Annotated in this window: 13 protein-coding genes; 5 read left to right on the forward strand and 8 right to left on the reverse strand. The window is 49.7% G+C overall.

What is annotated here, in order from left to right; genetic code table 11:
• Window positions 1-24: 24 nt before the first annotated feature.
• Window positions 25-561: a hypoxanthine phosphoribosyltransferase gene (hpt, locus tag SK47_RS03525; protein WP_003856303.1), complete on the forward strand. Its 537-nt coding sequence runs from the start codon at window positions 25-27 to the stop codon at window positions 559-561.
• A gap of 64 nt (window positions 562-625) precedes the next feature.
• Here the strand turns inward: hpt and can are convergent, their stop codons facing one another.
• Window positions 626-1,288, reverse strand: a complete 663-nt coding sequence (gene can / locus SK47_RS03530) for a carbonate dehydratase (protein WP_003856301.1) — start codon at window positions 1,286-1,288, stop codon at window positions 626-628.
• A gap of 107 nt (window positions 1,289-1,395) precedes the next feature.
• Here can and SK47_RS03535 point away from each other — a divergent pair, with 107 nt between their 5' ends.
• The 4 genes from SK47_RS03535 (at window position 1,396) to SK47_RS03550 (ending at window position 4,953) form a co-directional block, all read left to right on the forward strand.
• Window positions 1,396-2,322 (forward strand): ABC transporter ATP-binding protein, encoded by a 927-nt coding sequence (locus SK47_RS03535; protein WP_003856300.1) that lies wholly within the window; start codon window positions 1,396-1,398, stop codon window positions 2,320-2,322.
• Window positions 2,319-3,089 (forward strand): ABC transporter permease, encoded by a 771-nt coding sequence (locus tag SK47_RS03540; protein WP_023324161.1) that lies wholly within the window; start codon window positions 2,319-2,321, stop codon window positions 3,087-3,089. Before SK47_RS03535 ends, SK47_RS03540 begins: the two co-directional genes overlap by 4 nt.
• Before the next feature lie 112 nt (window positions 3,090-3,201).
• Window positions 3,202-3,642 (forward strand): PTS sugar transporter subunit IIA, encoded by a 441-nt coding sequence (locus tag SK47_RS03545; RefSeq protein WP_048243510.1) that lies wholly within the window; start codon window positions 3,202-3,204, stop codon window positions 3,640-3,642.
• 63 nt (window positions 3,643-3,705) lie between these two features.
• Entirely contained in the window at window positions 3,706-4,953 is a 1,248-nt protein-coding gene (locus SK47_RS03550; protein ID WP_048243511.1) for a polysaccharide deacetylase family protein, read from the forward strand.
• Between the two features lies 1 nt (window position 4,954).
• Here the strand turns inward: SK47_RS03550 and SK47_RS03555 are convergent, their stop codons facing one another.
• The 7 genes from SK47_RS03555 to SK47_RS03585 form a co-directional block, all read right to left on the reverse strand.
• Window positions 4,955-6,028 (reverse strand): fimbrial protein StkG, encoded by a 1,074-nt coding sequence (locus tag SK47_RS03555; RefSeq protein ID WP_048243513.1) that lies wholly within the window; start codon window positions 6,026-6,028, stop codon window positions 4,955-4,957.
• Between the two features lie 11 nt (window positions 6,029-6,039).
• Window positions 6,040-6,648: a fimbrial-like protein gene (locus SK47_RS03560; RefSeq protein ID WP_022650406.1), complete on the reverse strand. Its 609-nt coding sequence runs from the start codon at window positions 6,646-6,648 to the stop codon at window positions 6,040-6,042.
• A 14-nt stretch (window positions 6,649-6,662) separates the two neighbouring features.
• Window positions 6,663-7,226: a fimbrial protein gene (locus SK47_RS03565; RefSeq protein WP_045330980.1), complete on the reverse strand. Its 564-nt coding sequence runs from the start codon at window positions 7,224-7,226 to the stop codon at window positions 6,663-6,665.
• Between the two features lie 26 nt (window positions 7,227-7,252).
• Window positions 7,253-7,825: a fimbrial protein gene (locus SK47_RS03570; protein ID WP_003856288.1), complete on the reverse strand. Its 573-nt coding sequence runs from the start codon at window positions 7,823-7,825 to the stop codon at window positions 7,253-7,255.
• 28 nt (window positions 7,826-7,853) lie between these two features.
• Window positions 7,854-10,445 carry an outer membrane usher protein gene (locus tag SK47_RS03575; protein ID WP_048243514.1) on the reverse strand — a complete coding sequence of 864 codons (2,592 nt, stop codon included), beginning with the start codon at window positions 10,443-10,445 and terminating at the stop codon, window positions 7,854-7,856.
• 79 nt (window positions 10,446-10,524) lie between these two features.
• Window positions 10,525-11,268: a fimbrial chaperone gene (locus SK47_RS03580; protein WP_003856286.1), complete on the reverse strand. Its 744-nt coding sequence runs from the start codon at window positions 11,266-11,268 to the stop codon at window positions 10,525-10,527.
• An 80-nt stretch (window positions 11,269-11,348) separates the two neighbouring features.
• Window positions 11,349-11,957, reverse strand: coding sequence for a fimbrial protein (locus SK47_RS03585; RefSeq protein ID WP_022650409.1), 609 nt, complete (start codon window positions 11,955-11,957; stop codon window positions 11,349-11,351).
• Window positions 11,958-12,014 lie beyond the last annotated feature (57 nt).

Below are 12,014 nucleotides of genomic sequence, written 5' to 3' on the forward strand. Positions count from 1 at the left end.
CACTAAAATCATTTGGTTAGTAATATGAAACATACTGTTGAAGTGATGATCCCGGAAGCCGAGATCAAAGCGCGTATCGCCGAACTGGGTCGTCAAATCACCGAACATTACAAGGACAGCGGCAGCGAAATGGTGCTGGTCGGTTTGTTGCGTGGCTCTTTCATGTTCATGGCAGACCTGTGTCGTGAAGTGCAGGTGCCGCACGAGGTCGATTTTATGACCGCCTCCAGTTACGGCAGCGGCATGTCCACAACCCGTGATGTGAAAATCCTGAAAGATCTGGATGAAGATATTCGTGGCAAAGATGTGTTGATTGTTGAGGACATCATCGACTCCGGCAACACGCTCTCTAAAGTGCGTGAGATCCTGAGCCTGCGTGAACCAAAATCACTGGCGATTTGTACCCTGCTGGATAAGCCTGAGCGCCGTGAAGTGCAGGTGCCGGTGGAGTTCGTTGGTTTCTCCATCCCGGACGAATTCGTGGTGGGTTACGGCATTGATTACGCACAGCGTTATCGCCATCTGCCGTATGTTGGGAAAGTGGTGATTCTTGACGAATAATTTCGGGCTGATGCCCTCACCCCAGCCCTCTCCCACAGGGAGAGGGTGAAAACCCCCGGCTTTGTTATTTATGGTTAACGTGCTTAAGCTTGAGGTTGGCAATTCCCGAGCGGTAACGCTGTTCCAGCGTTTCGCGGTTGGTGGCGGTCACTTCCAGATTGCGCAGCAGGCCGTCGTGAATACCGTACGCCCAGCCGTGGATGGAGACCTTCTGCCCGCGTTTCCAGGCAGACTGCATAATCGTCGAATGGCCCAGGTTATACACCTGCTCCATCACGTTCAGCTCACACAGCGTGTCGAGACGGCGCTCCTGCGGCATTTCGCCCAGCAGTGAGCTATGTTTGAACCAGATATCACGAATGTGCAGCAGCCAGTTATCGATTAACCCCAGCTCTGTATTTTCGACCGCCGCCTGCACGCCGCCGCAGCCGTAGTGACCACAAATAATGATGTGCTCAACCTCAAGAACGTCGACGGCATACTGAACAACCGAAAGGCAGTTGAGATCGGTATGAATAACCAGGTTAGCCACATTGCGGTGAACAAACAGTTCGCCAGGTTCAAGACCAGTCAGACGTTCGGCGGGGACGCGGCTGTCAGAACATCCAATCCAGAGAAAGCGTGGGTTCTGCGCTTGCGCGAGTTTTCCAAAAAATCCGGGGTCTTCCTCCACCAGCATTTTTGACCATAGTGCATTGTTGCTGATGAGTGTATCTATGTCGTTCATGGAGGTTAGCGACCTGTAACCAAGTGATTGCGTTGCGCTACTATAGGGTAACCCGACTTTTAATGAAACCACACAACGTGTGTCAGAACTTAAGGTAAGTTGAATTCATGGCGATTGCACTGGAGCTTGAACAGCTCAAAAAAACCTACCCGGGGGGCGTTCAGGCGCTGCGCGGGATAGATCTTAAAGTCGAAGCGGGAGATTTCTACGCGCTTCTGGGGCCGAACGGGGCAGGGAAATCCACCACCATCGGGATCATCAGTTCACTGGTCAATAAAACCTCGGGCCGCGTCAGCGTGTTTGGCTACGATCTGCAAAAAGATGTGGTCAACGCCAAGCGCCAGCTGGGGCTGGTGCCGCAGGAGTTCAACTTTAACCCGTTTGAGACGGTACAGCAGATTGTTGTTAACCAGGCGGGTTACTATGGCGTGGAGCGCAAAGAGGCGCTTGAGCGCAGCGAAAAGTACCTGAAACAGCTTGATCTGTGGGAGAAACGTAACGAGCGCGCGCGGATGTTGTCCGGAGGGATGAAGCGCCGCCTGATGATTGCCCGCGCGCTGATGCACGAGCCAAAGCTGCTTATCCTTGATGAGCCGACCGCTGGTGTGGATATTGAACTGCGTCGCTCCATGTGGGGTTTCCTGAAAGATCTGAACGACAAAGGCACCACCATCATTCTGACCACGCACTACCTGGAAGAGGCGGAAATGCTGTGCCGCAATATCGGCATCATTCAGCACGGTGAGCTGGTGGAAAACACCTCGATGAAGAATCTGCTCTCCAAGCTCAAATCAGAGACCTTTATCCTCGATCTGGCGGCGAAAAGCGCGCTGCCGAAACTGGAGGGCTACAACTATCGCCTGGTCGATACCTCGACGCTGGAGGTAGAAGTGCTGCGCGAGCAGGGTATTAACAGCGTGTTCTCACAGTTGAGTGCGCAGGGCATTCAGGTATTAAGCATGCGTAACAAAGCAAACCGACTGGAAGAGCTGTTTGTCTCTCTGGTGCACGACAAACAAGGAGACAAGGCATGACGCATCTTTACTGGGTCGCGCTGAAAAGCATCTGGGCGAAAGAGATTAACCGCTTTATGCGTATCTGGGTGCAAACCCTGGTGCCGCCGGTGATCACCATGACGCTCTACTTCATCATTTTCGGCAACCTTATTGGCTCCCGCATTGGTGAGATGCACGGCTTCACCTATATGCAGTTTATCGTGCCGGGCCTGATCATGATGGCGGTGATCACCAACGCCTACGCGAACGTGGCGTCCTCATTCTTCAGCGCCAAGTTCCAGCGCAACATTGAAGAGCTGCTGGTGGCGCCGGTGCCAACGCACGTCATCATCGCCGGTTACGTGGGCGGCGGCGTGGCGCGCGGGCTGTGCGTGGGTATCCTGGTAACGGCCATTTCGCTGTTCTTCGTGCCGTTTCAGGTTCACTCCTGGCTTTTCGTGGCGCTGACGCTGCTGCTCACCGCGATTCTGTTCTCGCTGGCCGGCTTGCTGAATGCGGTGTTCGCTAAAACCTTTGACGACATCAGCCTGATCCCGACCTTTGTGCTGACGCCGCTGACCTACCTCGGCGGGGTGTTTTACTCCCTGACGCTGCTGCCGCCGTTCTGGCAGGCACTCTCGCACCTGAACCCGATTGTCTACATGATCAGCGGCTTCCGCTTTGGTTTCCTCGGCATTACCGATGTCCCGCTGTTTACCACGGTGGTGGTGCTGGTGGTGTTCATTATCGCCTTCTACCTGCTGTGCTGGTATCTGATCCAGCGTGGACGTGGGCTGCGTAGCTAACCTTCTGCCTTCTGCCCGGCGACGTACCGTCTGCCGGGCGCTTTCTTTGACAGTTATCACCGTAAACTAACCTTCACTTCGGTAAACTACTCGCCTGCTAAGGAGAGACGTTATGCTGGGATGGGTGATCACCTGCCACGATGAAGTGGCGCAGGAAATGCTGCTGAAGCTGGAGGCCCGATTTGGCCCTCTGACGCAATGTCGTGCGGTAAATTACTGGCGAGGGCTGAGCACCAATATGCTCAGCCGGATGATGTGCGACGCGCTGCATGAAACCGACACCGGTGATGGCGTGATTTTTCTCACCGACAAATCGGGCGCGGCGCCTTACCGTTCAGCAGCGTTAATGAGCCATAAGCATGATAATTGTGAAGTGATCTCCGGTATCAGCCTGCCTTTACTCGAAGCGATGTATCCGCTGCGCGCAACGTTGAGCAGCGCTGAGTTTCGCCACGCCATTGTGGCGCAGGGCTCCCCGGGCGTGAGCAGCCTGTGGCACCAGCAGCAGAAGAACCCGCCTTTCGTTCTGCTTCACGATCTGTATAAGCATTAAACATTGGTATTGATGTCGCTTTTGCTACAATGGCGACTGATTTTCCGTATCGATTTATATCCCATGCTCATGCGCGTTATCTTTATCCTTCTGGTGCTGGTTTCCGGTGGTGCGTCTGCCAGCCTGACCAGTCAGCAAGGCCTTCCTGCCCAATATATGCAAACCACCGAAGATGCGGCCATCTGGGCGCAGGTGGGAAATGCCGTTGTGAATGTGGGGAATGTCCGCGCCGGGCAGATCCTCGCTGTCTTTCCGGCCGCGGCGGATTACTATGAATTTCGTTTCGGATTCGGCACGGGGTTTATTGATAAAGACCACCTTGAAAAAGTGCAGGGCAAACAACGCGTTGAGGATAGCCTGGGTGACTTGAATAAGCCGCTCAGTAATCAAAACCTCATCACCTGGAAAGACACGACGGTGTATAACGCCCCCAGCAGCGGAAGCGCGCCTTTTGGCACCTTAAGCGCCAATCTTCGCTATCCGATTCTGAATAAGCTGAAAGACCGCCTGAACCAGACATGGTTTCAGATCCGTATCGGTAATCGTCTGGCGTGGATCAGCAGCCTCGATGCACAGGAAGATAACGGGCTACCGGTTCTGACTTACCATCATATTTTGCGTGATGAAGAGAACACCCGTTTTCGACATACCTCCACGACGACCAGCGTACGTGCGTTTAATAATCAGATGGCCTGGTTACGCGATCAAGGCTATACCACGCTGACGATGTACCAGCTTGAAGGGTACGTGCGTAACAAGATGAACCTACCCGCGAAAGCAGTGGTGATCACCTTTGATGATGGTCTCAAATCGGTGAGCCGCTACGCGTACCCTGTTCTGAAAGAATATGGCTTCAACGCGACGGCGTTTATAATTTCATCACGTATCAAAGGCCATCCGCAGAAGTGGGATCCAAAATCGCTACAGTTTATGAGCGTTCAGGAAATCAAGGGCATCCAGGATGTGTTCGACATTCAGTCTCACACCCATTTCCTGCATCGCGTGGATGGCTATAAACACCCCATCCTGTTGAGCCGTAGCTATCACGTGATCCTGTTTGATTTTGAACGATCACGTCGTGCACTGGCGCAGTTCAACCCGCGCGTGTTGTATGTGTCGTATCCGTTTGGCGGCTATGACAATAAAGCGATTAAAGCGGCGAACGATGCGGGGTTTCATCTGGCGGTGACCACGGTGAAAGGGAAGGTGAAGCCGGGGGATAATCCGTTCCTGCTGAAGCGTTTGTATATATTAAGAACGGATTCGCTGGAGACCATGTCGCGGCTGATCAGTAATCAGCCGCAGGGGTAGGTTATTCGTACGTGGTCTGAATGGTCACGGTGGTGCCGAAAACACCGACGGTTACCGGATCGCTGCCGATCTTAACCAGTTTGGCCCAAATTGATTTGTCTACAATACTCACGGGATCGCCGTACACTTCACCCACCGCGATGACGTGCTTGCTGCCATTCGCTGGCACAGGATAATTATCGTTCTGGCTATCCAGAATCATAACGCCAACGCCACCTGCCGCAGTCACACCACCTGAACTCTCCACGGTATTGGTAAAATATTTCTTATCTGCGGTGGTGTGCGTGGAGGATAGCGTATAGTAAACGCCGATGGTATTCACGCATGTACCCGTCACATGGAACTCGACTTTGCTGGTATTCCCGCTTTCGACCTCCGCGGGATACCAGTCACCAAGGTTTACCGTTGTGGGCGCACGTAAGGCACAGGTCGGGCGATTTAATGGAATACTGAACGACATCTGAGACATATTCACCAGAGGGCGAGGGTGATCTTCTACTGTCGTTCCATTTGAATTACCGAGGATAATTTGACCGATTGGACCACTGCTTGCGGTCAGGAAGTCTTCGTCGTTGGGAACACCGGTGAATCCGTTTGTCTGCCAGAACTCCATACGAACGTGCCAGGTTTTTCCTTTTACAGCATCTTCGTTATCATGATCGTTACCCGTGAGATAAAACTCATTTGGATTGGGTGGGAACCAGGCCGTTACACCATTGCCATCAGGATAGAATGCCAGCGTGTAAACAATCCCGGGGATGTTTGTACGAAAAGTGGCTTTGCCATCGATCTCCCCCCAAAGCATTGCATTGTTCGTCATCTGGTAAACATTTTCACCATCGTCACCCACTTCGCAACTTGATGTTAATGCTGGGGTTGTTTCCATAATAATAGTGTTACTGATCTGCACGGGTGTCGTTACCGTACCAACAGGCAGAGGTGTAATGACCGGCTGTGTGCCCGGAGACATAATGAGCAGCGTATCATTACTGTTAAATTTACATTCTAACGCGGAATGCGCTGCGCCAGACAGCCCGAACGCCGCTAACGCTAATATAGTAAGATATTTTTTCATCCTAAATCCCTTTATTCATAGCTTACGTTAACCAGAACATTACTCATCACAGCGCCGCTGGTGATAGTTCCAACGTTCTGATAACGCGCGTAAAATCCATAATCCTTTATATAGTTCTCGCTACTTCCACTGACATCGTAAATAACGTTTGATGTCCCGTCGCTGTTCAGGACGTTAGTTTTGAACGCATCTGAAAAAATAACGATACCCACATTTTCAGCCGCACCGGCTGTGGCATCGTTTTTAAAGACCTGGTTGTGATTACTCCAGAAACCATTTTGCGGAGCAAAACTAAATTTCAGTTTGTTAATCGTTGCGCCTTCTGTACTGCTCGCGTAGCAGTCATCTACGTGGATCGTAAAAGGCGTTCCTGCTTCATCATCGGTTGGCGATAGACGATCGCTCTTGTCGCTGTTATAAAACCAGTCTCGTGTCACGGTCGGCAAAGTGATCTCTCCGCCGTTTTCGACGCTTAGCCGACAGGTATTATTAACAATATTTGCTGTCAGGTTTACATCCACACCTGAACCTGCCTGGCATATGCCAGGCAGAGTGCTACCAGCCAGACCGATAAGCAACACAAGACCGGGCTGGTGTAAATTAAACGGTGATTGTTGCATGATGGTACCTGGAATTATTGATAGGTGACGGTAAACGTTACCGGAGCGGTAACCGCACCTGTGCCAACATCACTAATCGCCATGCCTTGGCCTATGACAATACGAGAGTTCATCGGGAATTCACCCGCGCCGTCAGTAATGGTGACTTCCTGAGCCGCCGGAGGCGTGTTACAGCTCATCAACAAGCCTGTATCGACAGTGCCGGACCAGATTTCAAAGCCCGTTGCTAAGCCGCCAGAGAAAGAGTCACCATTTTTGGCTATACCACTACATTCTCCGCCAGCGCCTTTCGCGGCAGCGACCGTTGCCTTCGTTACCCCAGAACAGTTAGTGAAGCTTATTTTGAGCGGCTCGACGCGGGTTTTATTCACCAGATCCGATTTGTATACATCGCCAAATGCAATTTCAGTGGATGCAGTACCTGCGCCGTTGAGCACTTTTGCTGTACAGGTGCCTGAAACTACCTTTGTTTGAATCGTCATACTGACACTATCGGTGCCTGTAATTGCAGCGCTTACCACTCCAGAGAAGAGAAGGGTAGAAACGGACAGGGCGATTAAAGTTGATTTAAATTTCATAATATTGCTCCGTTTTCCTGCGCCAATTACTCGTAGCTAAACTCGAAAGTTGCCACGGCCTGGAAATCACCAACTGTCATGCTGTTAGCTTTGGTTTCACGCAATGTGGCTACCAATTGAACTTCTTTATTCTGGATTTCTGTAGGGGTCCAGACCAGGCGCTCCGAATCGTCTTTGGAGTTAATGATAAACGGGGCATCCGGTGTGCTGGCTCTGGCAATTTCAACAGCAGAGTAGTCTGCGCCTCCGGCGGTTTTTAATATTGAGTTAACAAGCCCGGAGAATAAATAACCAGAGCGTGTTCCCGATACTGTGGTTTTCAATGAGGTCAGAGATGCCGGGCACTCAACGATCACGATTTTGAAATTGGCATTTGCGGTGCCAGCTTTGACATCGTCAAGGCGCACCTGACCGCCACCGATTTTCAGCGTTTGCTGAGTATCGGAACCCTCACCACCAACCAGTTTCATATCACAAGTGGTTTCACGGATATTAGCCGTGAAGTTAACATCGAGATTCGTGCCCTCGGCGAGCGCTGCACCTGATAACGCCAGCATCGTCATGGCAACGGCTGACAGGCTATAAAGATTTTTTTTCATACAAACTCTCGTCTATTTTCCCGAATAATTACATCTGGCACACTTGATTGCTGAGTACCGTTGTAAGTCCTACTTTTTGAGCATGTGATGAGACGTTATAATGCACGTCACACTTACTGTCTTTATCGCTTCCCCAGACAACATGAAGCGTGCCTTCATCTTCAACGCCGCGGACATAGGCTTGCCCCGCCTGCCCTACGGTGCCAATTGATTCATTTTTTTCATTTAAAACATCAGCGCCTAAAGGAATAAATCCGTTATCGGTGCGCTTAAGTTCTAAAATTAATGAACGACCTTCATCGGTTACAAAATCAACCAGCACAACGGAACCACTGCGGGGAACCGTAATTTCACTGGTGTTTTTAATTTCAACATCGTTTTCCAGCGTGCTGATATCAAGGTATACGCGGTTTTCACGGTAGGCAGACATATAAGGCAGAATGCCATAGCCGGAACTGCCTATTTCACTGTTACCAAAGCCGATACCGGCACCTTTCGCGCCACTCGCTTTGACCAGCGCCAGCGCATCGTTGTCACCAATACTCCCTGGCGCAAATGCGATGCCCTCTGAATGCAATACCATGCCACCGCTATAGGAGGCAGAATATTGTTTACTGTTGTCATCGCCAAAAGAGGCAGATAAACCCAGCGGGCCATATTCACTGTTATAGGACCCGTAGCCGCTTATCTGATTCAGGTCACCATAATTACCGCTGTTTGACGAGGCGCTAACGGAATAACTCACCTTATTATCTTGCGTATTTCCACCCGCGGACGTGTTAAAGCTTGTGCCGCCTTTAAGGTCGGAACGTAATCCCATGTTAATGTTCGAGAATCCACCAGAATTCCCTCTATCTTTTGAGAATACACTTAATGGAATGCTCAGGCTTAAATAAACGCTGTCGTCTTTCTTGCCGTTCTGATCATAGGTTCGCTGTAATGACAGGCTGTAGCTGCCATAGGTGAAGCTATTGTTATAACCAATATTATAATTGGAAGTTGAGCCCGTAGCGTTCCAGTAATCCTGCCAGGTGCCGCTTACATACAGGGAGCCATAATTGTCCTCTCCGGATGTTAGCGGTTGGTTAAGACTAATTTGCACCTGATTTTTGGTGCGCTGATAGTCTGCATATAACGCTTCGTTTGAGTCATAGCTACGGTTTGAGTATTTCTGGTGCTTAATACTGTCCTGAAGTTGCGCCGCATCGTTAAGCGTCAGGTAGTCTTCCGTCGAGAAACGATAAGCCGCAACGTTAAAGGAAGTATTCGTCGACTCAATCATTTTACTGTACGTTAAACGATAACTTTGACCGCTTAATTTATCCAGCCCCTCAATATCTGCATATGATTGCGTAACGTCGAATGCAAACGCACCAACAGGGGTATTCATTGCCACGCCGAGAATACCGGCATAAAAATCCATATCGGTATATTGTGCGCCAATATAACCCGTGAACGTATTATTCAGGCCATAGTAAAGGGTACCGTAACCCACTTTAGGCGCATCAATCAGTGAATCGTCATTTAATTCACCTAAACCGACGTCCCAGCGAGAGGCTCCCGGACGGAGCATCTGAGTAACGGATGAAAAGGGTACGGTAAAGGAGCGTTTGCTGCCGTCCGCTTCTTCAATCGTTACCAGTAAATCATTACCGTAACCTGTGGTACTCAGGTCGTTTATTTCAAACGCGCCTGGTGGCACCGAGGTTTCATAGATCTTATTGCCGCTCTGCGTGACGCTGACCTTCGCGTTACTGTTCGCGACACCCCGGATGACAGGAGCGTAGCCTGTGGACCCCATTGGCAACATGCGATCGTCACTGTACATGCGTGCACCGCGAAGGCTCATAGAGTTAAATGCCTCGCCACGCGTGTAAGAGTCGCCGATGACAAACTGGGCGCTCAACGGTGTAATATCGCGCTGCAAATAGACATCCTGACTGGAATATTTTGTGCCACTATCTTTGTCCCAGTTAAAATTGCCACGCGAGCGCAGACGCCATGGCCCCATATTCAGACCATAGCGTAATCCTACATATGCACTTTCTGATGTACTGCCGTTGTTCTCGCTACGCCACCCGTTCATGTCATAAGAGAGCAGAGCGGCAGGGATCCCATTATCCCACAACGATGGATCGACATAGCCTGCCGGGCGTTTCAGCACATAAATCTGCGGAAAATTAAAATCCATTGCCTGCTTGCCACTGTCATAGCTAACCGTAGCGCCAGGGAAGGATTTTTTAATATCGACGCAGGTTTCATCGTCTTCCGGTCCGTCAGGCAATGTGCTGGTGTCGACACCCGATTGTGACAGCAGCAGTTTTGTTATGCACGGTGTCGCACGAGGTGTTCCGTTATCTTTAAACGTGACCTCCACGGTAGACTTCAGTTTACCGTTCAGGTTGATCTTAGTGCGATAGGTCCCCGGTAAAACCGGGTTGCCATGTGAAAAACGATTAATATCAATACTAGCACTGCCATTTAAAAGAAATTGATCGTTAAACTCGACCTCTTCTTCATTATCAGGCAGATCTTTTGCTGGCGTGATATTTTCTGCGCAAGCATAAAAAGGCAATGCTGCGCTTATCGCAAGACATAAAAGAGAACGTTTAAATAACATGGCACATCCACTTAATCAGTGTAGAGAGAACTCTCTACAGAGTTAATGCTATCAATTATTATGTGTATTAAAGCGTGTTCTATTTAAGTCCAGCTTCGTGATGGTCTGTGCCGCCATAATCATTAATGGTATCAAACTCGACTTTACCATTTACGGCAGAAGCTAAGCCTTTCACCGTCATTGTGGTATCACTAAACGGTGGAACGGCCTTATGATCAACGTCGTATGTTTTTTGACTGGCTTTAATGGTGACCGCTGAAACGGAGACGTTATAGGGTGAGTTATTATGGGCAACAAGCTTAACTGCGTTCCCCTCTTTTTTCTGCGTCCATGTCAAATGCTCAGCGGCTTCACCTGCCGAGCCTTTTAACCCGTCTGGTCGGTAAAAGAATTTAATACGCGTTCTGAATGCCAGCTGAAGCTGGTTAAGATTCTCTTTATCCGCAGCTTTTGATTTTGGCGGAATCTCCAGGACATTGAACCAGAAAAGCGATTCACGATCCTGTGGTAAAGGTATACCTGTGTAGGTAATACGTACGGATTGGCCTTTTTTCGGGTCAATGCGGGATACCGGAGGGGTAATGATAAAAGGAAGCTTCAACTCTTCCGGGTTTACGCCATCACGCCCATCATCAAGCCAGGTTTGAACCAAAAGCGGTTTGGTTCCATGGTTATCGAGATTAACGACGACATCCTTCGATGACTGTGGGTAGATAATACGGGTGCCGGAAATAACAATGTCCGCACTTGCATTCGATGCGGCCAAAAAAGCAGTTGCGAGCAATGCGGCTTTAAAATTTTTAATAAAGATTGAATGAGACATTTTTCCACTTCCTTTTGGAATTACACAAGCAATCCCTCATTTATCATGAAGGATTGCTTAATTTAAAGTTTACGAATCTCTTATTCGTAAATCATGGTGAAGGCAACCTGTGCCTGCACGGTACCAGCAGATACTGGGTTGCTTGTTGCATTCCAGCCCTGACCCTGGGTGTATGCTACGCGGTAGTACAGGTTTCCTGCGCCAGAAGTCGCATCAATAGTTGCTTTCTGAGTGTTGTTGGTCTGGTCAATTTTAATCTGATCGGTAGCTGAGTTACCGTCGTTTGACAGCACCAGGTTAACGTTCTTAGCAGAACCCTGTGCATTGCTTGGTGGCACCAGCAGACCGCCTTCTGTAGAAGAAGAACCCGCCCATGAAGAGAACTGGGCAGACGCTTTCTTCGCAGTCTCGGTATCACAACCGGTCAGAGAAAGGGAGAATTTCTTTTCACCCAAGGTGCTGGTGGTACCCAGTGCGGTTGAAAAATCACGTACAAATACAGTGTCCAGGGTTACGTCAAAATCGTTACCGTTTTGATCGATTTTCTGGTCAAGGGAGACCTGGCAAGTATTGTTAGAAACCATGCCGTGGAAAGTAATAGTCCCGGTGTCAGAATCTGCTGCTACCGCTGAACCCGCAGCCAGAACGCTTGCTAGTGCAATTGACAAACCATATTTTTTAGAAATCATTTCAATATCCATATTCGTTGAGTAAATAATAAGTGCCCGTAAAGCTTTTATTTGAAA

This window comes from Enterobacter sp. BWH52, from assembly GCF_001037565.1.
GTDB lineage: Bacteria > Pseudomonadota > Gammaproteobacteria > Enterobacterales > Enterobacteriaceae > Enterobacter > Enterobacter hormaechei_C.

What these genes read in the sequence shown, in the direction of transcription:
- hpt (WP_003856303.1), top strand. Translation starts at nt 25, where the DNA reads ATGAAACATACTGTTGAAGTGATGATCCCGGAAGCCGAGATCAAAGCG.
- can (WP_003856301.1), bottom strand. Translation starts at nt 1,288, where the DNA reads ATGAACGACATAGATACACTCATCAGCAACAATGCACTATGGTCAAAA.
- SK47_RS03535 (WP_003856300.1), top strand. Translation starts at nt 1,396, where the DNA reads ATGGCGATTGCACTGGAGCTTGAACAGCTCAAAAAAACCTACCCGGGG.
- SK47_RS03540 (WP_023324161.1), top strand. Translation starts at nt 2,319, where the DNA reads ATGACGCATCTTTACTGGGTCGCGCTGAAAAGCATCTGGGCGAAAGAG.
- SK47_RS03545 (WP_048243510.1), top strand. Translation starts at nt 3,202, where the DNA reads ATGCTGGGATGGGTGATCACCTGCCACGATGAAGTGGCGCAGGAAATG.
- SK47_RS03550 (WP_048243511.1), top strand. Translation starts at nt 3,706, where the DNA reads ATGCTCATGCGCGTTATCTTTATCCTTCTGGTGCTGGTTTCCGGTGGT.
- SK47_RS03555 (WP_048243513.1), bottom strand. Translation starts at nt 6,028, where the DNA reads ATGAAAAAATATCTTACTATATTAGCGTTAGCGGCGTTCGGGCTGTCT.
- SK47_RS03560 (WP_022650406.1), bottom strand. Translation starts at nt 6,648, where the DNA reads ATGCAACAATCACCGTTTAATTTACACCAGCCCGGTCTTGTGTTGCTT.
- SK47_RS03565 (WP_045330980.1), bottom strand. Translation starts at nt 7,226, where the DNA reads ATGAAATTTAAATCAACTTTAATCGCCCTGTCCGTTTCTACCCTTCTC.
- SK47_RS03570 (WP_003856288.1), bottom strand. Translation starts at nt 7,825, where the DNA reads ATGAAAAAAAATCTTTATAGCCTGTCAGCCGTTGCCATGACGATGCTG.
- SK47_RS03575 (WP_048243514.1), bottom strand. Translation starts at nt 10,445, where the DNA reads ATGTTATTTAAACGTTCTCTTTTATGTCTTGCGATAAGCGCAGCATTG.
- SK47_RS03580 (WP_003856286.1), bottom strand. Translation starts at nt 11,268, where the DNA reads ATGTCTCATTCAATCTTTATTAAAAATTTTAAAGCCGCATTGCTCGCA.
- SK47_RS03585 (WP_022650409.1), bottom strand. Translation starts at nt 11,957, where the DNA reads ATGATTTCTAAAAAATATGGTTTGTCAATTGCACTAGCAAGCGTTCTG.